Source organism: Vibrio sp. McD22-P3 (assembly GCF_021568915.1).
Lineage (GTDB): Bacteria > Pseudomonadota > Gammaproteobacteria > Enterobacterales > Vibrionaceae > Vibrio > Vibrio mediterranei.
Genome location: NZ_JAKGTN010000025.1, coordinates 20,052 through 42,507 on the forward strand (window position 1 = coordinate 20,052; position 22,456 = coordinate 42,507).

General features: G+C 43.8%; 23 protein-coding genes and 1 pseudogene. 3 read left to right on the top strand and 21 right to left on the bottom strand.

Going from position 1 to position 22,456, the window contains the following annotated elements:
* Positions 1–121: 121 nt before the first annotated feature.
* On the bottom strand, positions 122–715 hold the full coding sequence (locus L2W36_RS23030; RefSeq protein WP_236111687.1) for an efflux RND transporter periplasmic adaptor subunit: 594 nt from the start codon (positions 713–715) through the stop codon (positions 122–124).
* 437 nt (positions 716–1,152) lie between these two features.
* Between L2W36_RS23030 and L2W36_RS23035 the strand changes: the two are divergent.
* Positions 1,153–1,740 (top strand): annotated as a pseudogene (locus L2W36_RS23035) (IS6 family transposase).
* A gap of 358 nt (positions 1,741–2,098) precedes the next feature.
* Here L2W36_RS23035 and L2W36_RS23040 read toward each other — a convergent pair.
* Genes L2W36_RS23040 through L2W36_RS23070 form a run of 7 tightly spaced genes read right to left on the bottom strand, consistent with a single transcriptional unit; the run spans position 2,099 to position 8,240 of the window.
* Positions 2,099–3,763 carry a hypothetical protein gene (locus tag L2W36_RS23040; RefSeq protein WP_236111688.1) on the bottom strand — a complete coding sequence of 555 codons (1,665 nt, stop codon included), beginning with the start codon at positions 3,761–3,763 and terminating at the stop codon, positions 2,099–2,101.
* Between the two features lie 32 nt (positions 3,764–3,795).
* On the bottom strand, positions 3,796–4,272 hold the full coding sequence (locus L2W36_RS23045; RefSeq protein WP_236111689.1) for a type III secretion system chaperone: 477 nt from the start codon (positions 4,270–4,272) through the stop codon (positions 3,796–3,798).
* A gap of 53 nt (positions 4,273–4,325) precedes the next feature.
* A complete protein-coding gene (locus tag L2W36_RS23050; RefSeq protein WP_236111690.1) occupies positions 4,326–4,916 on the bottom strand; it encodes a pathogenicity island effector protein in 591 nt (196 codons plus the stop codon).
* Between the two features lie 14 nt (positions 4,917–4,930).
* Complete coding sequence (gene sctE, locus L2W36_RS23055) at positions 4,931–6,370, bottom strand: type III secretion system translocon subunit SctE (RefSeq protein WP_236111691.1); 1,440 nt, start codon at positions 6,368–6,370, stop codon at positions 4,931–4,933.
* Positions 6,363–6,836 carry a SycD/LcrH family type III secretion system chaperone gene (locus L2W36_RS23060; RefSeq protein ID WP_019274671.1) on the bottom strand — a complete coding sequence of 158 codons (474 nt, stop codon included), beginning with the start codon at positions 6,834–6,836 and terminating at the stop codon, positions 6,363–6,365. The genes sctE and L2W36_RS23060 overlap by 8 nt, the downstream gene beginning before the upstream one ends.
* A gap of 9 nt (positions 6,837–6,845) precedes the next feature.
* Positions 6,846–7,616, bottom strand: coding sequence for a secretion protein EspA (locus L2W36_RS23065; protein ID WP_236111692.1), 771 nt, complete (start codon positions 7,614–7,616; stop codon positions 6,846–6,848).
* A 48-nt stretch (positions 7,617–7,664) separates the two neighbouring features.
* Positions 7,665–8,240: a secretion protein EspA gene (locus L2W36_RS23070; protein WP_236111693.1), complete on the bottom strand. Its 576-nt coding sequence runs from the start codon at positions 8,238–8,240 to the stop codon at positions 7,665–7,667.
* A 1,014-nt stretch (positions 8,241–9,254) separates the two neighbouring features.
* Between L2W36_RS23070 and L2W36_RS23080 the strand changes: the two genes are divergently transcribed.
* Entirely contained in the window at positions 9,255–12,035 is a 2,781-nt protein-coding gene (locus tag L2W36_RS23080) for a two component system sensor kinase (RefSeq protein WP_236111694.1), read from the top strand.
* 14 nt (positions 12,036–12,049) lie between these two features.
* Complete coding sequence (locus L2W36_RS27390; RefSeq protein ID WP_268980826.1) at positions 12,050–12,172, top strand: hypothetical protein; 123 nt, start codon at positions 12,050–12,052, stop codon at positions 12,170–12,172.
* Positions 12,173–12,395: 223 nt separating this feature from the next.
* Here the strand turns inward: L2W36_RS27390 and L2W36_RS23085 are convergent, their stop codons facing one another.
* From L2W36_RS23085 to L2W36_RS23145, 13 genes are all read right to left on the bottom strand, one after another.
* Complete coding sequence (locus L2W36_RS23085) at positions 12,396–12,716, bottom strand: LuxR C-terminal-related transcriptional regulator (RefSeq protein ID WP_236111695.1); 321 nt, start codon at positions 12,714–12,716, stop codon at positions 12,396–12,398.
* A 54-nt stretch (positions 12,717–12,770) separates the two neighbouring features.
* Complete coding sequence (locus tag L2W36_RS23090; protein ID WP_236111696.1) at positions 12,771–13,043, bottom strand: response regulator; 273 nt, start codon at positions 13,041–13,043, stop codon at positions 12,771–12,773.
* A gap of 169 nt (positions 13,044–13,212) precedes the next feature.
* Positions 13,213–14,265, bottom strand: coding sequence for an EscU/YscU/HrcU family type III secretion system export apparatus switch protein (locus L2W36_RS23095; RefSeq protein ID WP_236111697.1), 1,053 nt, complete (start codon positions 14,263–14,265; stop codon positions 13,213–13,215).
* Between the two features lie 2 nt (positions 14,266–14,267).
* On the bottom strand, positions 14,268–15,050 hold the full coding sequence (gene sctT / locus L2W36_RS23100; protein WP_236111698.1) for a type III secretion system export apparatus subunit SctT: 783 nt from the start codon (positions 15,048–15,050) through the stop codon (positions 14,268–14,270).
* Positions 15,051–15,320, bottom strand: coding sequence for an EscS/YscS/HrcS family type III secretion system export apparatus protein (locus tag L2W36_RS23105; RefSeq protein WP_236111699.1), 270 nt, complete (start codon positions 15,318–15,320; stop codon positions 15,051–15,053). It abuts the gene before it with no gap.
* Entirely contained in the window at positions 15,317–15,967 is a 651-nt protein-coding gene (gene sctR, locus L2W36_RS23110) for a type III secretion system export apparatus subunit SctR (RefSeq protein WP_236111700.1), read from the bottom strand. Before sctR ends, L2W36_RS23105 begins: the two co-directional genes overlap by 4 nt.
* A gap of 558 nt (positions 15,968–16,525) precedes the next feature.
* The gene (locus L2W36_RS23115) at positions 16,526–16,708 is read right to left on the bottom strand and encodes a hypothetical protein (RefSeq protein ID WP_236111701.1); all 183 of its coding nucleotides are present in this window, start codon (positions 16,706–16,708) and stop codon (positions 16,526–16,528) included.
* Between the two features lie 196 nt (positions 16,709–16,904).
* Positions 16,905–17,729: a hypothetical protein gene (locus tag L2W36_RS23120; protein WP_236111702.1), complete on the bottom strand. Its 825-nt coding sequence runs from the start codon at positions 17,727–17,729 to the stop codon at positions 16,905–16,907.
* Positions 17,722–18,168: a hypothetical protein gene (locus tag L2W36_RS23125; protein ID WP_236111703.1), complete on the bottom strand. Its 447-nt coding sequence runs from the start codon at positions 18,166–18,168 to the stop codon at positions 17,722–17,724. The genes L2W36_RS23120 and L2W36_RS23125 overlap by 8 nt, the downstream gene beginning before the upstream one ends.
* Positions 18,161–18,553 (bottom strand): hypothetical protein, encoded by a 393-nt coding sequence (locus tag L2W36_RS23130; RefSeq protein WP_236111704.1) that lies wholly within the window; start codon positions 18,551–18,553, stop codon positions 18,161–18,163. Before L2W36_RS23130 ends, L2W36_RS23125 begins: the two co-directional genes overlap by 8 nt.
* Positions 18,554–18,557: 4 nt before the next feature.
* A complete protein-coding gene (locus L2W36_RS23135) occupies positions 18,558–19,877 on the bottom strand; it encodes a FliI/YscN family ATPase (RefSeq protein ID WP_236111705.1) in 1,320 nt (439 codons plus the stop codon).
* Positions 19,861–21,906: an EscV/YscV/HrcV family type III secretion system export apparatus protein gene (locus L2W36_RS23140; protein ID WP_236111706.1), complete on the bottom strand. Its 2,046-nt coding sequence runs from the start codon at positions 21,904–21,906 to the stop codon at positions 19,861–19,863. The genes L2W36_RS23135 and L2W36_RS23140 overlap by 17 nt, the downstream gene beginning before the upstream one ends.
* Before the next feature lie 2 nt (positions 21,907–21,908).
* Positions 21,909–22,265: a hypothetical protein gene (locus L2W36_RS23145; protein ID WP_236111707.1), complete on the bottom strand. Its 357-nt coding sequence runs from the start codon at positions 22,263–22,265 to the stop codon at positions 21,909–21,911.
* Positions 22,266–22,456: the final 191 nt, after the last annotated feature.

The following is a 22,456-nucleotide window of genomic DNA, read 5'->3' on the forward strand; positions in this document are numbered from 1 at the left end:
AACTCAAACCGTCGGGAAAACGGAGTTTTACTGGCAACTTCTTAATATTAGACTGCCAAGAGGTATCAGTCCCCTGATACCTAACTTCTACGAGCACTTTTTCAGGCAACCGAAAATTAACTCAAATTGGCTCTAACTGTACTAAATTGGCCGATTCTGTTTGTTCAGAGGTGATCAAATCTCCAACGAAGACCTTTGTTCTCCCAACCTTTCCAGAGAAAAGGGCATATATTTTTGTATAGCTTAGCTCCAATCTAGCTTCATCTAGTTCTGCAATAGTACTTTGTAATGCAGCAGAGTTTTGCAATCTCATTGAAACAAGCCTGTCATAATCGGCTTGACTGATGTACTTATCTTCGATAGGTCCTTGACCGTGTTTCAAGTTAAGCACTAAGGTGTCATAATCTGCTTTAGAACGAACTACTTGACCTATTGCGGATTTGAGAGCGACAAAGTGTTGCGCTGGGCCTAATTCAAATAGAAGTTCACCCTTATTGACTGTGCTCCCTTCCTCGAAGTTGATGTTCATCAGATTGCCACGAACCTTAGACTTCAATTTAATATCTTGTGTAGTCTGTGTACTGCCAACAAATTCTTCACTTAGAGTCAGCTCCCTACTCACTACTTTCAACACTTTAACTTTAAGGATGTCTATTTGGGCTACAGCTTGCTCCTCACTGCACCCCCATATCCCAGTTATTAAAGAGATAGCCATTGACACCTTTAGCATCGTGCAACCCACTATTTTCTGGTAGTACATTGATAAACCTTTGAGTCCTTACCCGCACTATATCTAAGTTGAACTCATACTCAGATAAAAAGCTAAAAGGATGATTATGCACTAACTTGGTTCGCATAGTTAGATTGGAACAATAATTGACAATCAGACAAAAAAATAAATTAAACGAAAATGAGCTTTGAAAACATGATTTATACACTGGACAAATCAATAGATACGTAATCATAGGGCAAAGCATTAAAGATTGACTTTGGGAAATAAAATCTGAAAAACGATATATTTAAGCGCTATTCAAACATCTAAGTATTTGCAGATTTCAGAAGCAGAGCTTTTGCAATCGGTTAACAAACAGTATTTTTATTGGTTCTGTCGCAAAATTTCGCATCATCGGTTGGGATTCAGCTAATTTCCACTTGCCACTCAGAATCATGGTGTTTAAAGGCTGTCATTTTTCCTCCGAAGTTATACTTGAAACCATTCGCTATTACCTAGCTTACAAACTCAGTTATCGTGAAATTGAGGAGATTTAGAGGGAGCGTGGAGTAACCGTGGATCATGCAACGATTAACCGTTGGATTCTTAACTATTCATCAATCCTAGAGCACAAGGAAGGCAAGGCGTTGAAAAAGCCAGTATCTAGCTCATGGCGTATGGACGAGACCTATATATATCAAAGTGAAAGGAGAATGGCTCTACTATTATCGAGCTGTCGATAAATTTGGTGACGTCATTGATTACTATCTCAGTACAATCGGGTTGAGGCAGCCGAGAAAGCCTTTCTAAATAAGGCGATAGCACAACATGGTATCCCCGACAAGGTGGTGATTGACGGTAAAAAAAACTACGCTGCCATCGATGAAATTAATGCCCAACTTTGGTTAACTGGCTTCTTTATGCTGTCACTGATTGAGATATTGGATGCCACATATCTGAACAATATCGTGGAGGAAAGTCATCGCAGGGTAAAACAGAAAACCCGTCAAGCTCTCGGATGGAGGTAATTAGAGGGAACGAAAGCTAGCCTCCATGGTAAAGAATTGTGGACGATGCTGAGAGGACGGGTCTACCACGCCTCTAACTATATTTGCGACAAAACCTAGTTACGTCCAAAGTAATGAAATATGCCTAAATTTGCTTAAAAAGTCGTCACACTCAACTTATTTGGTTTTAATTTTCTCGGTTAAAGGTTTATAAGGAGTTTAATTTTGATGCGATAACCTTGATAAGGAATGCTTGAGATTCCTTACCTTCAAAGAGGTAGTTGGCGAGCTTAGACCCGTAAAACTGACGCATTCCAAGCTAACAAAAAGCCCCGACAATATCGAGGCTTGGATATTGTTGGAATCTCATTATGCGGGATTAAAGAGGAGTGGCTCGATAGTCTATATTAATTGGTCCATTTAACTTGGCATCAATTTGGTTATTGTGCGCTGCTATCGTTAAATTGACCTCCAGATGCAGCGAGCTTTTATCCGGATCTAATGGCTCTTCGTTCAAACCAATCATCATTTTAAGTTGCATGTCCAATTGGGCATGAAGCTCTATTGTACCATCTTCTTTATTGTACAAATTGAATGTGGATGTTGGGTCGCCTACTGGCGTGATGCCCTCTTCATTCATTAAAGAGATAAGGACGCTTGCAAACAACTCTTGGTTGGCGAAGTAGCTTACGTCTGTAGGCATTTTGCTGATGTCATCCAAAATTGTATCTTCATTGCGACTGATTTGTACACCATCAACGAGATAGGTTGCACGACCAAAGTCTTTCTCAAACTGCTCACTGCGTTTTTCATCCACTCTTGCGCCAATTTCTTTTAGTGCATTGGTTACGGTAATAAGGTTAGTCAGCGTGACATATTGTTTGGTTAGCGCCGCAACAGGCTTTTTAGTGAGCCCGCAATCGTCAAGATTTAAGTGGTTGTCATTGGCTTGCATCGTCAAAAATGCAGAAGCAAACTCAGGGTCTGATGCCGAAATCTCACCGGAACCAACACCTTGCCCATAGTAATTTATCCAATCATTTAAACGTTGTGATGCTTTGTCACTGCCATTTCCGCGTTTATCCAACTCTGTAATTAGGGCATCAAGCAGTGTTTCAGTTCGGCACAGTTTGGTCAGTGTTAGCAACTGCTCTTCATGTGGAATATCAGCTTGCTCTAGATCATCCATCACTTGCATTTTGAATCCTGGAGAGTTGAGCAATTGAACCAGTTCTTTACTGGTTGGATGATTAAGAATGGAGTTGAGTAAATCACTGGCTTGAGTCTGAGATAGGCTTTGCGTTAATTCAGACACAGTACGTTGCTGGTAACCACTCTTATCGTCAGCGCCAAGCTTTTGTTTATCGACATCTGCTAAGTCAAATTGCGCGCGTAGCATGATCTTTTGCGCACAATTATCGAGGTTGTGAAGTACTTGATAGTGATCTTTCTGATTGAATGCATCCGCTACTTGGATGAAGTCTTCTTGAATACTTTGTGGAAGGCGATGTATGTCATCAATAACGGTTTGGGCGATCCCTGCAATCTCTCGTTGACTCAATTGATGGCGTTGTTTATCACATGCCTCGTGAAGCAAACCTTCAAATTGTTTTCCTGCTGCATTACTTGGAGCCAACCATTGTCCGTGTCCATTGTTAGCAAGTAACTTTTGAGCGCCACTTGGAGAGGCAACAAAATCATGAGCGGCTTGGGCATTGAAAGTGGTCATGGCCTTTCTAATGGCATTTGCCTCACCAACAATAGTCTGGATGACTTTTCCTCTTAACGGCTTACTACCGGAGGTAATATCTAACTTAGAAGCTAGATGTGAGGTAATATCACTCCCGTACTCTTTCTGCAATGCGTTGAGGAAGAGCCCCATGGTTTGAAGGTTAAGATTGGATCGAGCTTGTTTTGCAAAAGGAGAAAGTGTTCTACCTTCAAAACGACCACTTTTTAAAGTGATCTCTCCTTGATTGTTTTCATTGGCAACCACAGCGTTATTTTTAGCAACACTAAGAAACTGTTCTAGTTGTATAGCCATATCTATATCTCTCTATAAATTCTTGAGGAAAATTAAACGCAGATAGCAGGATTTAGCATTCTGTTTTTAGGGACCGATTCCTCTTGGACACTCTCTAAAAAATGATGGCATTTTTCTGTTTGACTGATGAAACACGACAGTGCTCTTTCTAGGTCAAACACTGTACAAAGACCAGCATCTACGCTGTATGTCAGAACGATACTCGCTGTGTGAGCTTCAAGACTTAGAGACATGTTGAGTTCTTTATACAAGGCTTTATTGAACTGCATTAAGCTTGATAGTTGTTTTATGCTTTGTTGGGAACTTAATGAACCTACTAGGGATGTCAGGATCAGTTGTTCACGTTTAGGGTCCAACTCAATGTCCAGCAAAAGAGTCTCATCAACCATCAAAGTAAAATGCCCGTCTTCGTTGGGTTGAAGTCTGTCGATGCCTAGATGTGTAACTAACTTTTGAAATAATTGCTCAATTAATGTGTTCATGTCAACAGTTTCAATATCTTCCATCATCGGTAAGGCACCGAATGAACGGTACCGTACATTTGGTTTATGTAAAGAACGGATTAGTTGTGAACCGCTGATGCGATGCGCCCGTGAAGTTCGACCAACTCTTTGACCAATGAACGCATCTGCTCTGAGATTTGACGTGCTTTGTCACTGAGCTCGTTGACATTTTTGGCGTAATTTTGGGCGTTCATCGCTTTGAATTCGCCGTCCATTTTTTCCATCTCAGCGTCTTTAGTAATGGAAGCTGAGACCATAGAGCCTGCCCCATCAACGCTTTTCCCGAGTGCCTGACCTAGGTGTGTCGCCCCTTCGCCAAATTTCGACGTTGCACCGACACCGACCATACCAACGACCCCTGACAGGATCTGTAAGCCACCGGACCAAGCTGCAGATTCAAAAGCACTCTTAATCGCATCTCGTTTAGTGTCCATCGACGCTTTTTGCACATCCCACCCAAGCAATCGCTGCTTCTGATTATACTCTTGGAGCAGGTTGCGCAGTTTTTTAAAGATCTCTGCCAGTTTGACAATCAGTTCGTTAAGCTGAGCAATCGCATCCATCGCTTCACTGCCAGAGACATCATGGTCGTAGTTCGTAGAGCTTTCAGCATTCACTGGTGCGTTATTTGAAACTTGTACTTCACTCATAATTTCCCCCTTAGCTACACTGCTGATGTGGCAATGCGAGCCTGTAACATGCCTGTTTCATTGATCACTTTGCTTGCACCATCTAAGGTGTCGCCTTGTTTATCAACCAAGTCTTTGATGGTTTTGGATTGCTGTTCTTTGGCTTTGTCGTACCAGTCGTAGCAGAACTCCATCAGGTTTTGTTTCAGGATCAAATCTTCAATTTGTTTTTGAAGTTTCGCTTTTTCTTCAGTCACAATGCCGCTGGTGATGGCTTTGCCCGACCCTGCTGATGCACGAATAAGATCAAGTGAGGTATAGGTACACGCTTTGATGACGGTTTTGATGACATCATTGCGCACCATGGTAGTTACCTGCTTAGTGATCTCTTGGGCAGTCACCTGCGCACCTTTCTCGATGGCCGCAGTCGCCGCTTTTTCTACCGATTTAGTCACGAGTTGCTGAATCGCTTCTTCACTGAACGCTTTACCTAAGGACTTAGCGATTTGGCCACCCCGTTCAGCGACTTGCTCTACTCCTTTGCTCACACCGCTCATCAACTGTTTGCTGACCTGCTCTGCCACTTGTTCGGAGACTTGTTTACCAACTTGCTGCGCAATGTTTGTTACTTCTTGAGTCGAGCCTTTGCCGATGCTTTCGACTAGCTTTGGCGCGGCTTCTTTCATTGCCGTTTCTGTGCCTTTGGCGATAGAGCGAGTGGCTGAAATAGCTCGGCCTGCCTGGAAGATATCCAGTGCCATGCCCACAATCTCCGCACCCAATTGCACTTTGCCTGCGACATCAATTACTTGCTGACATTTCTCTTTGTCCGCGCCACAAAGAATTGCTGTTTCCGCGGCTGCTTTGACCATACCCGCAATACCTGCCGTGAGGTAAGCCGCGCCACTGGCTATATCCAATGCCCCACCTGCTACGTCCCCTACGGCTATTCGCGCGGCGCCTTCAATCAATTTGAATACACCGACAATGGCTTCGACCGCGCCGACGATCCAGTCGAAGATCGCAGCGAAGATACCGCCTTTGTGAGCTTTCTCAGCTTGCTCGATTCGCTTAGCGAGCTGCTCCTGAAACTCTTTGACTTGTTGGTCACGCAGTACGGCTTGGGTATCAGTCATTAGTCGACTGGCTTTGGCTGCTGAATTTGCCGTATCGCCAAATGTCTTAAGTCCTAGGTTCGCTGCCATAAGAACCATGTCGTTCATAGAGGCTTTCTCTAGCTGGCTTACTGTGACGTTGTCACCCTTGTGAAATGCCGATAATACGCGCTGCAATGCCTGACTTGCTATGTCTGAGCTGACCACGCCCGTTTTTGTTTTGCGGTCGATTACATCAACAAGGCCACCGGGGGTTCCAGACGAAGGTAAACGCGCTTTGGTTTCCTTAGTTTTATCAAGACGCTCAGTATCCGATGTGCCTGTTACTGGCATTTGAGTATTGAAGTTAACACTAGTCATGATGCACCTCCTGAGTAAATTGAGCTAAAGCTTTGTTGGCCTTCTCTGCAATCTCATCCCAAACTCCATCTGGGTGACAATCGCATACGCGCAGTGCCGCTTTGTAGGATTTGATGGCGTACTCTTTATTACCAACGGCCAGATAGTTATTGCCTGCATAGTAAGGGCTGCGAGGGTCTTCCACTTTGACGATGCCTGCGCGACCAAAACAGAAAATCGCTTCTTCATGCTCTTTGAGTTGCTGACAGCATGTGCCTAGTGCAAAGAAGTAATCGAAGTTCCACTGGTCGATTTTCATTAGTAAATAGAAAATTCGCTTGGCACCTTCGTAGTCCCCGTAGTTCATTAGCTGGGTTCCGTATCGATACAGAAGATCGAGATCTTTCTCTTCAACGTCAGCCAACATTTTGAGTGAACCGCCTTGTTGCAAGAATGTCTGCAAAGTTTCAAAGTCTTTCTCTACCATAACGACCCCCTATCGGATGTTTTGTGCAATGGACTTGTTCATCTCTGTCAGCAGGCTGACAGTCACGTTGTAGGTTTGCATGATTTTCTGAAGCTGGAGCTGTGATTGGGAAACAAAATCGGACGCACGATTAGAGACGGTATCGAGTGCTGCTTTTACCGCTTTGAGTTTGCCCTGATCTAGGCCACCAGCCGCTTGTAGAGTGTCAGCGATGTGCTGCATGTGTTCTTTGTTGATCCGCTGACCAGACATGTAACCCACTTCAGGTAGGCTCCAGATGTAGTCGCAAGCCCGCTTTCCATCGACCTTAATGCCATGTTGATCCATATAGCTCACAACATCTTGCCAGCTGTATGACTGCATACCCTCTGGGCCACTGGCGTCAATTTTTGCTTTTAGCTTGTCGAGATATTTAGCTGATGGATCGTTGGTTTTGAGATAGTCGCTAATCGACTTACCATCGACTGAAAAACCATTGTCCTTCATATACTTGATGACTTCAGGTGGTAACTGACCTGTTGCTTTGTCGCCCTCTTTTGCAACTCGGGCAATCACTTCATCTACGCGGTTAGCCATATCCTGAGCAAAGCGAGATACATCCGCTTTGGCTTGCATCTGACCGTATTTAGCATCAGCTAATTCAGACAAAAGATTCATGAATAAATACAATACCGCTACGCCACCTGACAATACGCTATCGCCTTTAATAGTGTTTTCAATTTCTACTTTGTCATTTTCTTTAGACAGAGGAGCACTCACGCCGTTATCAACTTGAAGCATAACAACTCCTTACTATTATTTTATTGAACAGATTTATCGTTTAAATAATTAACGAATATTCTGAGCGATGGATTTATTCATTTCAGCCAACATGGTTTGCATGCTATTTAAAAGGCTGACGGTCACGTTGTATGTCTGCATCAATTTTTGTAATTGAAGTTGAGATTGTGAAACGAAATCTGACGCTCGATTCGATACGGTTTCTAGCGAGGCTTTAACTGCTTTTAGTTTGCCCTGATCAAGGTCCTTACCATTTGCCTCTAGGTATTTATCAATGGTTTTTCCATCGACTGTAAACCCGTTGTCTCTCATATAGTTAATCACTTCAGGATCCAGTTGCCTGGTGGCTTTATCGCCTTCTTTAGCGGCTTCCGCAACTTTTTCATCGACACGGTTTGCCATATCCTGAGCGGTGCGCGACACTTCAGATTTTTTCTGCATCTGAGAGTATTTTGCGTCAGCCATTTCAGACAGCAGATTCATGAACATATAAAGCACAGCGATACCACCGGACAGTACAGTATCACCACGTGATGCAATGGTATTTTTAATATCTTCACTTTGTTGTGAGTTGATGATGCTAGTACCTTGAGTAACTGATGTATCATTAAGATTAACAGCCATAATATTTCCTCTTATTAATGAATTATTACTACAAACTGGGTTCTAAATTGGAAGTCACAATTAGCATCTAAGTTTGTAATTCTATATTACCGCCCGTTTTATCCCTTGATTTCTAATATCCCCTACCAGTGTGAACTTGTGGTTCGACCAATTTCTTGGATATATTCTCGAATATTGAAACAAGTACAAAAAAACCGGCATAACAATATCGCTTAACCTGTAAGGGACCATAGTGGTCATTAACAAATAAGAGACGAACCGATTTTGTCACAAATATAGTTAGAGGTGTGGCAGACCCGTCCTCCAAATACAACTATTCTGCTAGCGCGTAAAATCGCTCAAAGGCTGTGTTACCTTCAATTTCTATTTGGTCACGTTTCAGCATCGTCCACAATTCTTTTACCATGGAGGCTAGCTTTCGCTCCCTCCATTACCTCCATCCGAGAGCTTGACGGGTTTTCTGCTTTACCCAGCGATGACTTTACTCCACGATATTGTTCAGATATGTGATATCCGTTACCTCAATCAGTGACAGCATAAAGAAGCCAGTTAACCAAAGTTGGGCATTCATTGCATCGATGGCTACGTTGGTGCTTTTACTGCCGTCAATTACCACCTTGTCGGGGAAACCATGTTGGGTTATCGGCTTATTTAGAAAGGCTTCCGAATCTCCTCAATTTCACGATGACTGAGTTTGTAAGATAGGTAGTAGCGAAAGGTTTCAAGCCTAACTTCGGAGGGAAAGTAACAGCCTTCAAGCATCAAGATTTTCAGTGGCAACGGGCTGAGCCTTAATCGAGATCCGAAATTTTTGTGACAGAACCCTTTAATGAGTTAAGTATATATCGAAAGGTTTTTGCTCGGTATCAGGTGAACACCTTAGTCTCACCTAAGGGGAAACGTTTTATTATCTACATCAAGGTAAAGATGGATCCTACATTATGCTTCACGCTAAGGTAGAAAGAGCGTATCTAGAAATGATTGCGTTAATAATCAATAACTACAGGAGTAGACATGAAAACTCGTTGGAATGCTTCACTGGTTACCAAACTCACCATTGCTTTTATATCGGTGTTTGTCGCTCTATGGGTACTGATTCAGATAAATGTATTCGACAACACCTACAACGGAACCTTGAACCAAACGCTGAAGAGTTACGACCAAATCAGTCAGATTCGAGCGCAGATGAGTCGCAGCCTTTTTGCTCAAGCGAAAGATGATATCGAGCAATTTGAGCAGCGCCTTGAGCAGATCCAGAGCATAGAAGTGGACTCTAACGCACAGTTGGTTGCCCATCAGTTCAATATCGGTGATACCAACTTACCTATAGAGCGCAAACAACTTTGGGCGCTACAAATCTTGGGCATTGCTAACCAGCATCGTTATTTAGATAGCTTCATTATTGAGCCGGACAGGCAAGTCTCTATTTACGCTGCTCCCGAAATTGAACGTTCTCACCTTGATCAACGAGTCGATGAGATCGTCGACCTTTCTCAACTTGATACGGAAGACGGCTTTCGCTGGAGTGAACCCAAATACGATGCCAGTAGAAACAGCGTCTACATTCTCCTTAGTTACACCTTAAATCCGGAAGATGAGATGGGGCGTCAGGTTGGCTTCGCCATTGACATTAAAGATGTCGCCACTGTCTCCAATGTTAATTCCAAAGGCGACCAAAGTGTATTTCTTACGCCAGAAGGCGTTGTACCGTTTCATGCTCAGTCTAAACCGGACGAGCCAACCAAAGCTCAGCTCAATAGCCAATTCATGAAAGCCGGTGGCGTAGAAAATGTCGGAGAGTTTTTTGAAATCGACAATCATTATGTTGTAAGTAAGTTCATCGATGGTCCCGATTGGTTGCGGATTTCCATGGTTCCCAAATCAAGAATTGAAAAGATGGCTTACACGCCGTTCTACTACGAGTTTAAGTGGTCTCTAGTCTCTTTTGCTGTAATAATTTTGGTCATGTTGTGGATCTTGTGGAAATCACTCGCCCAAACCATCCGTAAATTTTTCGACATCATTAAAAGTTACCGTCAGATAACGTTTTCTCGGCATCTACCAGAACCTAGGAAAGATGAACTTGGTGACATCGCTCGTGCTTATAACATGTTGCTCGATACTATTAAATCCAACTATGGTGAACTGGAGTCTAAAGTAGAACAACGAGCCGTTGAACTTGCTCATGCAAAACAACTTGCTCAAAAGGCGACTGCTCGAAAAAGCGAGCATCTTACCAACATCAGCCATGAACTACGTACGCCTTTGAATGGCATCATTGGTTCGCTTGAGTTACTACGCAATACTCAAATGAATGAACAACAAGCTGACTTAATAAATACGGCTTACACATGTGCTAAGTCCTCACTGAGCATCATCAGTAACCTGCTCGATTTTTCCAGAATTGAAGCAGATCAGGTCGAACTTAATCTCGCCAATAATCTCCTTCTAAAAGTGGTCGATGAAACAATGCAGACAATTCAATCCTATGTCATCAACAAGCCTATTGAGTTAAAAACCGTTGTTGCCGGTAACATTCCTGAAAGCTGCGTATTCGACCCGATCCGAGTGAGGCAAGTGTTAGTTAACCTAATGGGCAACGCGGCGAAGTTCACGGAGCAAGGGCACATCTTCCTCTACATTGATAGTAAAGACGACATGTTATATTTCACTGTTGAAGATACAGGGCCAGGTATTGCAGCTAATAAGCTGGATGAAGTTTTCGAACCATTCAAACAATCTTCCCAGCATCAGGTTGGCACCGGGCTGGGGTTACCTATCTCTCGCAAACTTGCCAGTATCATGGGGGGTAGCTTGTCTTTGAAAAGTGAGCTTGGTGCCGGTTCAACATTTATCTTCGCTATGCCACTGACTGAGCCTGGAATGCGACTCCGCCTTAAACAAGGCGTCATTGATGCGCCAGAAAATCTACATACACAAATTTCACTTTGGGGCGGAGATTGTGTCGATAAACACTCGGAATCACTTCAAAATGATGAACTCAACTACCTACCTTGGCGACTTTGGAAGCGTTTGTACGAAATTCAGCATGGTATTTCTACTGAGAAAACCACCGTTCCTGCCAAGGAAATGTTGTATTGGAAATTGAAAGTTCTCTTGGTTGATGATGTTGAAACTAATCGCAATATCATCACCAAAATGTTGGCTGAACTAGGCCAAAAAGTGATTTGCGTAGAGAGCGGTGAGCTAGCGTTGCAAACCGGGGAACGCCATATCTTCGATTTAGTATTGATGGATATTCGTATGCCAGGTATCGACGGCTATCAAGCGACCCAACTCTGGCGTGATAGCGAATCTATTCTCGATACCGACTGCCCTATTATGGCGCTAACGGCGAACGCCAATCACTCTGAACACGATCAGTCTATGCACCTGATGAACGGCTATCTCACCAAACCTGTTTCATTGAAAGAGCTAGCAAAAGCTCTTGATGTCGCAGCAGGAATTCAGATAGATCGCGACATGCATCCCGATATCAATACAGACTCAGATACCCCTATTATGGATTTCGTTGAAGACGAATTTACCCAACGACTCGCCAATCACTTCAAGGATATGGCTCAAGCTGCACGAGAGAGCTTAGCGGATCAAAATTGGCAAGAACTCAGGGACATATTACATAACGTGAAAGGAAGTGCTGGTCTCGCTGGTATCAATGATGTTTCGAGCGCTGCTGCTGATCTAGAGAAACAATTGGAGCAAACCAATCAGATTGAAAGCGAGGAGCTTAAGCCTCTGCTCCTAGCTTTAGAGAACTATCAATCGCATTCATAGCGAAGTAGGAAAATATGACATACGAACAATGGGGTGCAACTGGCGGTGCCTACACTCCAGTTATAGGTTGTATTAGCCTGACCTTAACCCTGATTACAGGTTTCAAGTGTGGTTTGAGAACAGGTACTAAGCACTAAAATGGGTAAGCGTGGCGTCTATGCCATTTTGATGTTGTACCAACACTATCATACGCTTGCAGATATCATCACGATTGCACTCTGCGTTTCGCCCGTGCTTAGGCTTTGTCAGGCTCGGCTGGCAAAAGGGTTAAACACACAACCTTGTGCCTAACTAATTAAGCATAAAAAACGGCGAACTCTGTTAATGCTGAATTCGCCTTTTCGTTAAACTGTATCTAAGTTAGATACCCATCCTATGAGCCCATTTCATTAAATCGGTAACATTGTGGGCGTCTAGCTTACGCATGATGCTCATCCGATGGGTTTCTACGGTTTTCAGACCAATCAATAGGGCTACAGCAATATCTCGATTACGTTTGCCTTCGAAGATCAATTTGAGTACCTGTTTTTCCCGCGGTGTTGAAGAACCGGGATATCCCCCTTCTTCAACACCACTTAGTGCCTCAATTTGTTTGGCGTCCAAAGCTGGGTCGAGAAAACTCTTAGCTCGTTTCACGCTCTTTATTGCAGCGAGCAGTGTACTCTTAGAACCATTTTTCAATACGTGACCATTTGAACCGGCATCTAACGATTCACGTGCTTCGCGCTCTTCTTCTCAGGCTGTCAATACGATAATCATCATATCCGGCCAACGTTTACTTAACTGTCGAATTGCTTCGACACCAGACATACCGAGTAGATTAAGGTCCATGAAGACCATATCAGGTTTGAGCTTAAGACACTCCTCGTATACCCTAAGCGCATCTGTCACGAATCCTACTAACTCCAAATTTGGATATGGAGACAGGCAGCCCTTTAAACCGTCGAATATAAGGTCATGATCATCCACGACCAAGATTTTTAAATGTGAATACTCTCCAAATATCATCGTCATTCTCCACGTCAGAAATCGATGTATATAAGGTTCAATATAACTAAACTGCTACGAATTTATTATTGTTATCTATGTTCAATCTATCATTCAACGTGCAGTTATCAAGGGCGTTTTTCATTTAGGTGACATGGGTTCTCATAACGAGGTAAATCGCCAGACATATTTAGTCTTCTCTATCGTCGTAAGAGACATTCATTACCACGCGAAGTAACTCGGCAACTGGCTCAAACAATGATTCGGGAATGACCTGACCGGGCTCAACCTGGTGATACAAGGCTCGCGCTAGCGGAATGTTTTCGACCAGCGGTACCTCGTGTTTCTCCGCTATTTCAACAACATGCATAGCCATATGTTCTTGCGCTTTGTCTAAAACTATTGGCAACGGCGTTTCACCCTGTTGGTAATAGAGACATACCGCAATGTGCGCAGGGTTACGAACAATGACTGTCGATTTCTTCACGTTAGACACTAAAGATCCGTTCGCCATTTCCCTTTGTAGTTCGAGACGTTTTTGCTTCACTTCAGGGTTACCTTCTGTTTCCTTATATTCCTGTTTAGTGTCTTCTTTCGACATTTTGAGCTGTTTCATTGTCTGGAAATGGACGAAAGCATAATCCCCAACGGAAAAAACAAGGTAGCAAACAAGGAAGGCGCCCCACAGCCATTTGATCAGCGTAAGAATGATCTCTACGCCGCAATCTACGCCACATGTTGGCAAATACTGGAACATATTCACATGCTGGTGTAACAGGTAATAAAAGACCAGACTGAGAACCAAAATCTTAAGCATGTTCTTACACAGCTCGAACAAACTTTTCATTGAGAAGATGTTTTTTGCATTGTTGATGACATTCACTTTGTTAAAACTTGGTTTTAAGCTTTCAGACGCCCAAACAGGACCAGTCTGAACCATGCAGCTAAACGCGACGGTAATCACCAAAATAAAGACTAAGCCAGCAATAAATCGAATCAAGATATATGCAAGTGCCGCGATCACGGTTTCTGCCGCTACTTTAAGTGGCAAACCGATAGAAGTGATGGCGAGATCGATCATTTTCCAAATCGCCTCCATCATGCCTTGTCCTTCAATAATGAAGTAATAGAGAATCACTGCCATCTGAAAGCCTGTCACAATCTCATTGCTTTTGATGACTTGGCCTTTTTTTCGCGCATCACGTAAGCATTTTTGGGTCGGTTTCTCGGTTTTCTCTGCCATACCTACCCCTCAAATAATTGGAACAGCGTTGAGATATTGCTTTCAAACTGATTTATTTGATTTAGGTAGTGAGACAGTGCGAAAGGCATGCTAACCAACAGTAAGAAGACGACCAAGATACTTTTTATTGGCATCGACAGGAAGAACACATTGAGTTGCTCAACAGACCGGTTAACCAATCCAAGCGCTACGTCGACCATGATCATTACAACCATTGCAGGCATTGCAAAGCTCAAGCACATGTCAGACATCACCTGCCATTGTTGACTGATAAATGACAGTAGATCCTGATTAAAAGACAAGGCTGAATCGAGGGGTAAAACGGTATAGGACTGGTATAGAGCGGTTAGCAAGGCGTTAAACTCACCGGAAACTAGAAATAACACTCCTAGTATCTGTGTGAAGAACATACCAAACACTGAAGATTGTAACCCCATCAACGGATTGAGTACCGCTGACATCGATGCACCACGCATTGTATCGATAACAAAACCGGCCATATCAATCGCCCAAAATGGAATGGCTGCACAGAAACCAACCATCAGGCCAATCAAGAGCTCTTTACCGTAAATTAATGTTAGTTCTGTCAATGACTTAGCCGAAAAGTCAACAGGGTGAGCTTGCATAATCGGGATGATGGGCAGTGCAAACATCAGTACCAGTGTATTGCGAATTAACCCGCTTCCCATTGCTCCACCTTTGAAAATCGGGAGCATTATCATCATGCCCAGTGGTCGCATCATGCAAAGTGCGAGAATCGGAGCATATTGTATCAGAGTTGCCATTTAGTCCCCTACGTATCCAATCTGATCGAAAGCCAATCCAGCGTAGTTAAGTAAAGTGCTCCCCATCCAGTGATAGCTCACAGCAAGGGTGATACAGACAGCAACCAACTTAATAAGGAATTGCAAAGACTGGTCTTGTATCTGCGTAAGTGCTTGAAACAGACTCACCAGAATCCCAACCGCAGAGGCCACAACAACCACAGGTAAAGAAAGAATGAGAACTAACCAAAGCAACTCAGACGCAAAATGGATAATTGCCGCTTCGTTCATGAGAAAGACCCCATAAGTTGACCAATCAATTTATTCCAGCCGCCCATTAGTATGAAAATCAATAGCTTGAACGGCAAAGCAATCGTCATTGGCGATACCATCATCATACCCATCGCCAGTAAGATGTTAGAAACTATCAGGTCAATGGCGACAAACGGCAGATAAAGCAATAAACCAATTTTGAACGCTTCAATTAATTGGCTCATGGTAAACGCGGGGACCATTACCAATAGTGAATCTTTGGAAAGTTCGCTTTGGTATTGCTCAGGCCAGATTTTGTGCCCAATCTCAGAGAAGAACTGAATTTGGGTATCACTGGTGTTGTGACTGAGAAATTGATGATATGGCGCGATGATCTGATCACTGATTTGGCTAAACAATTCTGGTGACGCCCAATCCACAGGATACGCGGCCAAATTATCTCGAATAGCTAAACCAACAGGCGCCATCGTAAACATCGTCAGAATTAGAGCTAAGCCGAAAATTGCCATATTTGGCGGAATTTGCTGAATACCCAGAGCATTTCGCAACATGGACAGCACGATCGAGAGTTTTAAAAATGATGTCCCCATGACCACAAACAATGGCAAAAGTGACATAAAAAATAATACTGCGATCAGTTGAATTGGATTATCCAGTAAGGCCATAAACACTTCCCAACGATGGTTATATGTTGAGTTTGCACTGGATAGCCATTACTTAATATCAGGTCTGGACCTGAGATATAAATGACATGGAATTGAATAAAAATGGGGATGTAACTTTATAATCAATCAGTTCTGAACCTTAGACACATCCTTTAAAGCTTAATAGACCTTAGAGGACATACGAAAATGAATATACGAACGCTTAGTCTTGGACTAGTCGCAATCACCATGACGGAGTTGACCAATGCAAGCCCTTCTTATCAGGATGTTGACACGCACTACCTCGCTTTCTAAGCGGAGGACTACCACAACATTATTCTGCTCAACGGAGACAATAACGGTATCAACGTTGTTTCAATCGACGAATTCACCTCCGAATTTCGCACGTTAGTCTTACCCTCAAATTCAGCCTACCGTGTTTCCGAAAACTGCGCTTTGCGGTTCTGTCGCAAAAGTTGCTTTATACTCGATATGTTGTCGTAATGATAACGCCTTTTCTACGACATACTATGTGTGAAGATAAAATTTGGGCAAAACCGTTTGACGCAGCGGTAAGCGTTATATCATTCGGATTTCATGACATATTGTTATAGCTTCACCAGTGTAGTGAGGGCTAGAGTCGGTGCCGCCATAAGTACGGTCATTATGGTTCAATATATCTAAGAGTCCTTCGTTTATCCAAATATCGATTCGTCCGCGGTTAACCAATGATTGGTTGTATTCAGACCAATTCGTCATCATATAGGTTTGCTTGAGTAGTAGTGACACTTTGAATTGTTAAACTTGTTTGGCATGGATAAATGAGAATCGAGGCTAAAACTGTATTATATCAGTAGAAGCCTCCTGATTCTTGCACTGCTCAAAATACGAGCGATGCAACAAGTCGCTGAGTCAAACCAACTAGCTCAGCCCAAAAATTCCGTTAGATTTAAGCCGCTTATATATTAGTATTGTTCGCGTAGAAAACCACTCCATCCTGGCTGACTAAGAGCTCGCCTGAGGTAATGCAATGGTTGCCGGACAAGAGTTTACTCGTGGTTTCACACGTCAGCGGAGCTTCGATAGATTGCCCTTCGACTAATTGAACCAAAGTACAAAAATCAACTTCGAGTGAGGCAACCTGAACATAACTGACCGCTTCAGAAAATGAGTATGAAGGGAATACCTGTTCCACAAACCATGTCTGTTCTCCCTCAAACTGAACGATTGCTAGCGGTTTGTCCCACCACAAAATAGCTTTACCTTCATCAGGGTTCACACCTTCTTTTAACCATACTCCATTACCCTGTGAGATTGAATTAATGTCCGTTGTGTATCCTGCGACCAACGGCACACTAACTTTAATGCTTTGCGCTGAGCAACGCGTCCAATTCGTAGTCAGGCGTTGTAGCCATGCAGCGCTTAATCCAACCAACACAAACTGATAACCCTGACACTGTACGACCGGATAGATACCATCGAGCAGGAAACATTCTGCCCCTTGCGTACTGATTTCTCTGACAAACGGAATGCTCACCGCGGAAAACATTGCAGCGACGAGTGTGGGAAAAAGATCTTCGGGGATCATACTTAACGATTCGATAGATGTTATATCAGTAATACCCTGATTCCAGTCGGAATGACTGCACCATATGCCGCTTTTTGAATCACTTCGATATGACCAAAACTGACCTTCCCCCGAAACTTTCTGTAACGACAGCTGACACTGCTGGTTTTCTAAACCAATGCCAATCACCTTGCTCAATTCAATTAGATCATTCATAGCGGTTTACCTCTATTGTCATTTTTAACGCGGATTCATTAAGACCGCTTTTTATTTTCGGCATGACTCGATTTAGTGCACCTTGCTGTTTTTGATTCTTGGGCTTCAGAGTTAACAAAACGCCTTGCGCGTCCCATTGAGCAAAGATCACTAAGCCCGACATCGGGCCATTGAGCAATTTAAACGAAAGGCTATTTTCACCTCTGTGTAGCTCTGCATTGCCCCATTTGGTCACATGATTCACTGCGGATAATTCATTTAAAATGGAATGCGGCAACCGCGAGGATGTATCTAGTTTATCGGTTTGTGCTTCTACATCTTGCAGTGTACGGAGTAGAGTCGTAAATCGCTGTCTAAGCTCAGGGTCGGCTTCATGACGACCAGCAACGCCTTCAACACGCCAAGCAGTACTATTCACATGTTCAATTTTGTTACTCATCCAGCACATCTCTGAGCTTTTCCTGGCCTCTTACCAGCTTTGTTTTCTGGCTCCACAGTTCTGACTTTTCACATTCCAACTGCTCGATTCGTTTATGCCAGTCCTCGACTGAATCAGCTTTAGAACGCTCTTCAATATACTGACTCCGCTTTTCTCCTTGGAGTTGGTTCAGTTGGCTACGATCCATAACGTCTACAGTTTGCAGAGGGTTTTTTAATACCTCCCGTGAAACAAGCCACTCTTGATACGAGCGTTGTTTTTCATGCTTGCATTTATTTTGTTGTTCATTGAGCTGGTTCCATTGGGCTTGTAGTCGTTCTTCTTTAAGTTTACGTACATGAAGCAGTTGTTCGATAAGATTAATTTCCTGACTAGATAGTGCCATTCATTTACCCTTCGTTTAATTGATGTAACTGCAGAAGTGTCTCTTTGAACGGTGAAGGTTCATTCGCCCCCTGACAGAGAAAGCGTTCGATTGAGTCAAATTTAGCAACTGCCTCGTCTGTGGTAGGGTCTTGACCCGGCTGATATTCACCGACTCGAATGAGTAACTGTACTTCCTGATAGAGCGCTATCAAATGCCTTAGGTGCTTGGCGTCATCTTTGTGCTGGGCAGTGACAATCTGATCCATAACGCGGCTTACACTTGAATTAACATCTATCGCTGGATAATGTCCCGCGCCAGCTAGCTTGCGTGTTAACACAATATGACCATCAAGAACTGAGCGTACTTCATCTGCAACAGGCTCGTTCATATTGTCTCCTTCCACCAGCACAGTGTAGATAGCAGTAATACTCCCGACAGGCGCCGGACCGGCACGTTCAAGTAAAGAAGCAAGTTGAACAAACACACTCGGCGGAAACCCGTTAGCTACAGGTGGTTCACCTGCGGCAAGGGCAATTTCACGACCCGCTCGCGCAAAACGAGTTAATGAGTCAACCATAAGCAGAACATTCCTACCTTGGTCACGAAAAAACTCTGCAATCGTCGTTGCTGTTACTGCTGCTTTCATCCGTTCTAGAGGTGGCTTATCTGACGTCGTAACAACCAATACTGTTTTTTCTTTCGCGGCTGGTGGAAGGCAATATTCGATAAACTCACGGACTTCTCTTCCCCGCTCTCCAACTAAGGCCAACACGACAACATCCGCTTCACAGTGACCCGCTAGCATGCCAAGAAGTGTACTTTTACCGCCACCAGCTGCGGCAAAAATACCCACGCGCTGTCCTATGCCTAAAGCGAGCGTTGAATCGATAGCCTTGATCCCAGTCGGCATGATTTTACTGATCAACTTACGCTTTAATGGATCGGGGGCTTCCCCGTGATTTTCTCGCCACTTACCAACCCAGTTACTCTTATCCATCGGGTGCCCAAATCCATCTACCACACGCCCAAGTAGTTCTTCACCAACCATCACTCTGTGACCATGCCCCATTGGCTCTACATTCATGTCTGTTGCGATCCCGGTTGTTGAGCGAAAAGGTGATAGCCATGCCTCTTCACCTTTGATGGCCACCACTTCTGCTTTAAGATCGTTACCAATCATGCATAGCTCGCCTTGCCTTGCTCCGGGTAAGGTGGAACGAATTAACGTCGACGTGACTTCCAGAGTTTTTCCAAATTGGCGAAATGTCGGTGCCAGAGGCAGATCAGGAAACAGTTGCTGATTGAGCGCTTCGGCTAAATACGTTTTATCCGGCAATTGCATTTGGCACCTCCGCTAATGTATCGACTTGCGCGATCACTTTGATGCTAGCATCGTCGCCTATTTCTTGAAAAGACAACACAGGTGTCATCGGCATAGTTGGCTCTACGATCTTTCTCAGATAGCGTCGTACGTCCAATGATGTCAGCAGCACACAAGGCATGTGGCCAGGCAATTTATCCTTGATTAACGCAATGATCTTCTGCTCTTCTTCTGGATCTAACGCGCTATATGCCCCAGCCGCTGACTGACGAATAGATTCACGGATTTTATTTTCGATACTGTGACCAATCAGCAACATCGGAATCCAGCCCTGTTCAACAGTAAACTTGCGTCGGATATGCCTACGTAAAGCCACACGCACGTACTCAGTCAGAATAATGGTGTCCTTCTCTTTCGACGCCCACTCCACAAGCGTTTCGAAGATTGTACGTAAGTCTCGGATTGAGATGTTTTCTTCAACCAGACGCTGGAGAATTTCGGTCACCTTGCTGACAGGCAATAAGCGTTGCAGCTCTTTGACCAGTTCGGTATAACGCATTTCCATAGAATCCATCAGATAACGCGTTTCCTGCACGCCTAAAAACTCTTTGGCGTAATGCTGAGTCGCTATCTCAACAAGGCGAATAACAATATCGTTACCCTGATAGTATTCCTGCCCTGAGAGTTGAATGGTTTCTAACGCCTCGACTGGATGCCAATATAAGATCTGCTGATTAAACGCCAGCTTATTCTGCTCACTGTCTACCCCATCGATACCCTTTAGTGTCAGGATGTTCTGTTTCGCCAAATTCAGCTTGATGATCGGCTCTTGATACAAGAGCAGTTCAAACTCATCTTGACGGCTATTGCGCAGCACTTGCATCTGAACCTCAGGAAGAGGTAAACCCAGTTTTTCAAACATTTTCCACCTAAGCTTTTGTAGGGGTTTGCTTAAATTTTCTTCAATCAGGTCTTCCCCTATCGTCAACATAAGAGGCACAGCTCCTGGCATCATTTCTTGCTCACCACTGGCTTCAACATTCTCATTAGCAACAAAGCCCTGATGATCCTCTTTGTTTTTCTCTTTTCGAGTTAACCAAAAAGACGCACCCAACACCACTAAACCTAGAGGGCCAAATACAAACCATGGAAAGCCTGGAATGATTGCAAACACTAACATCACCGCAGCTGCCATCTGGAGTGATGAAGGCTGACGGGAAACCTGTTGAACCAGTTCATTGGCAAGGTTGTTTTTGGTTTCACCCGGAATACGAGTCACGATCAAACCCGCAGTAATCGATATAAGCAGTGATGGAATCTGACTAATTAACCCGTCACCAACGGATAAAATAGCGTAAGTATTTAGAGCTTCTGACGCCGACATATTGTGCTGAAGGACCCCAACAGCAATACCACCAAAGATGTTCGTTAAGATCACGATAACACTCGCAATGGCATCACCTTTTACGAATTTCATCGCCCCATCCATTGCGCCATAAAGCTGGCTCTCTTTTTGAACCACTGAGCGCTGACGTTTAGCTTCTTTCGCATCAATGATTCCAGCACGCATATCTCCGTCGATACTCATCTGTTTACCTGGCATACCATCAAGCGAGAATCGGGCACTGACTTCTGCAACACGTTCCGAACCTTTAGTAATCACGATGAACTGAACAATTGTGATAATTGCAAAGACGATAATACCAACGGCCAGATTCCCGCCGACCACGAAGTCGCCAAATGTATACACGATTTCACCGGCGTCATGTTGAAGCAAAATCAGTCGACTGGTGCTTATGGTTAGCGCGAGGCGGTATAAGGTGGTGATCAGCAACATGGAAGGAAACGCTGAAAACTCCAGCGGATCACGAATATAGATTGCAATCATAAGCAGGATGATGGACATCCCCAGATTAACGGCGATAAGTACGTCCACCAAGGTTGTCGGCAAAGGTAGAATCATCATAAATACAGCGATCACCAGCATTGCGCTTAGGATGATATCTTGTCTTCCGGCTACCTTCGCTAACCAACGCGTGGCGATTGACATAGCTACTCTCCTCTACCTAGCTGCGACAGAAACTGACGTTGCTTCTGACACATACGAAACCACTGATGTGCATCAAGCTGCTCAGGGCATAGTACGCTAATAAACAGTTGGCTCTTAATCGGAAAAATACGTTGAGGTAATCCATTGAATCGTTCGGGCTGGTTTCTCTTAAGTGCATTGTCCAAATCATGACCATTACTCTCCAATAGCCACGAAGTCAGCATGAGTCGAGGGCCCTGCACTTCCAGCCTTAAGCCAAAGGGCTTCTGATGAATCTCTATGATGTCTGAAACCTGAACTTTTGGCAGCCTGAGCAACACAATAAGCTGTTCAATTTTTGTCGTGATTTGAAGATCCATAATCGTTGCATAAATTACCTATGGTTCTATGATGCAACGATTATGGTGCTTGGGATATCAGGTCTACACCTGAAATAAGCCCCGGATTGTTCCGAGGCGACATGAGTTTTAAGTGGTCTGCTTGACTATCGCTTGTTCAACTTGCTGGTAACAACTATCCCAATCAATAACGCAATTCTCATCCTTAAGCA

What these genes read in the sequence shown, in the direction of transcription:
- L2W36_RS23030 (WP_236111687.1), bottom strand. Translation starts at nt 715, where the DNA reads ATGGCTATCTCTTTAATAACTGGGATATGGGGGTGCAGTGAGGAGCAA.
- L2W36_RS23040 (WP_236111688.1), bottom strand. Translation starts at nt 3,763, where the DNA reads ATGGCTATACAACTAGAACAGTTTCTTAGTGTTGCTAAAAATAACGCT.
- L2W36_RS23045 (WP_236111689.1), bottom strand. Translation starts at nt 4,272, where the DNA reads ATGATGGAAGATATTGAAACTGTTGACATGAACACATTAATTGAGCAA.
- L2W36_RS23050 (WP_236111690.1), bottom strand. Translation starts at nt 4,916, where the DNA reads ATGAGTGAAGTACAAGTTTCAAATAACGCACCAGTGAATGCTGAAAGC.
- sctE (WP_236111691.1), bottom strand. Translation starts at nt 6,370, where the DNA reads ATGACTAGTGTTAACTTCAATACTCAAATGCCAGTAACAGGCACATCG.
- L2W36_RS23060 (WP_019274671.1), bottom strand. Translation starts at nt 6,836, where the DNA reads ATGGTAGAGAAAGACTTTGAAACTTTGCAGACATTCTTGCAACAAGGC.
- L2W36_RS23065 (WP_236111692.1), bottom strand. Translation starts at nt 7,616, where the DNA reads ATGCTTCAAGTTGATAACGGCGTGAGTGCTCCTCTGTCTAAAGAAAAT.
- L2W36_RS23070 (WP_236111693.1), bottom strand. Translation starts at nt 8,240, where the DNA reads ATGGCTGTTAATCTTAATGATACATCAGTTACTCAAGGTACTAGCATC.
- L2W36_RS23080 (WP_236111694.1), top strand. Translation starts at nt 9,255, where the DNA reads ATGAAAACTCGTTGGAATGCTTCACTGGTTACCAAACTCACCATTGCT.
- L2W36_RS27390 (WP_268980826.1), top strand. Translation starts at nt 12,050, where the DNA reads ATGACATACGAACAATGGGGTGCAACTGGCGGTGCCTACACTCCAGTT.
- L2W36_RS23090 (WP_236111696.1), bottom strand. Translation starts at nt 13,043, where the DNA reads ATGATATTTGGAGAGTATTCACATTTAAAAATCTTGGTCGTGGATGAT.
- L2W36_RS23095 (WP_236111697.1), bottom strand. Translation starts at nt 14,265, where the DNA reads ATGGCAGAGAAAACCGAGAAACCGACCCAAAAATGCTTACGTGATGCG.
- sctT (WP_236111698.1), bottom strand. Translation starts at nt 15,050, where the DNA reads ATGGCAACTCTGATACAATATGCTCCGATTCTCGCACTTTGCATGATG.
- L2W36_RS23105 (WP_236111699.1), bottom strand. Translation starts at nt 15,320, where the DNA reads ATGAACGAAGCGGCAATTATCCATTTTGCGTCTGAGTTGCTTTGGTTA.
- sctR (WP_236111700.1), bottom strand. Translation starts at nt 15,967, where the DNA reads ATGGCCTTACTGGATAATCCAATTCAACTGATCGCAGTATTATTTTTT.
- L2W36_RS23115 (WP_236111701.1), bottom strand. Translation starts at nt 16,708, where the DNA reads ATGATGACGAATTGGTCTGAATACAACCAATCATTGGTTAACCGCGGA.
- L2W36_RS23120 (WP_236111702.1), bottom strand. Translation starts at nt 17,729, where the DNA reads ATGAATGATCTAATTGAATTGAGCAAGGTGATTGGCATTGGTTTAGAA.
- L2W36_RS23125 (WP_236111703.1), bottom strand. Translation starts at nt 18,168, where the DNA reads ATGAGTAACAAAATTGAACATGTGAATAGTACTGCTTGGCGTGTTGAA.
- L2W36_RS23130 (WP_236111704.1), bottom strand. Translation starts at nt 18,553, where the DNA reads ATGGCACTATCTAGTCAGGAAATTAATCTTATCGAACAACTGCTTCAT.
- L2W36_RS23135 (WP_236111705.1), bottom strand. Translation starts at nt 19,877, where the DNA reads ATGCAATTGCCGGATAAAACGTATTTAGCCGAAGCGCTCAATCAGCAA.
- L2W36_RS23140 (WP_236111706.1), bottom strand. Translation starts at nt 21,906, where the DNA reads ATGTCAATCGCCACGCGTTGGTTAGCGAAGGTAGCCGGAAGACAAGAT.
- L2W36_RS23145 (WP_236111707.1), bottom strand. Translation starts at nt 22,265, where the DNA reads ATGGATCTTCAAATCACGACAAAAATTGAACAGCTTATTGTGTTGCTC.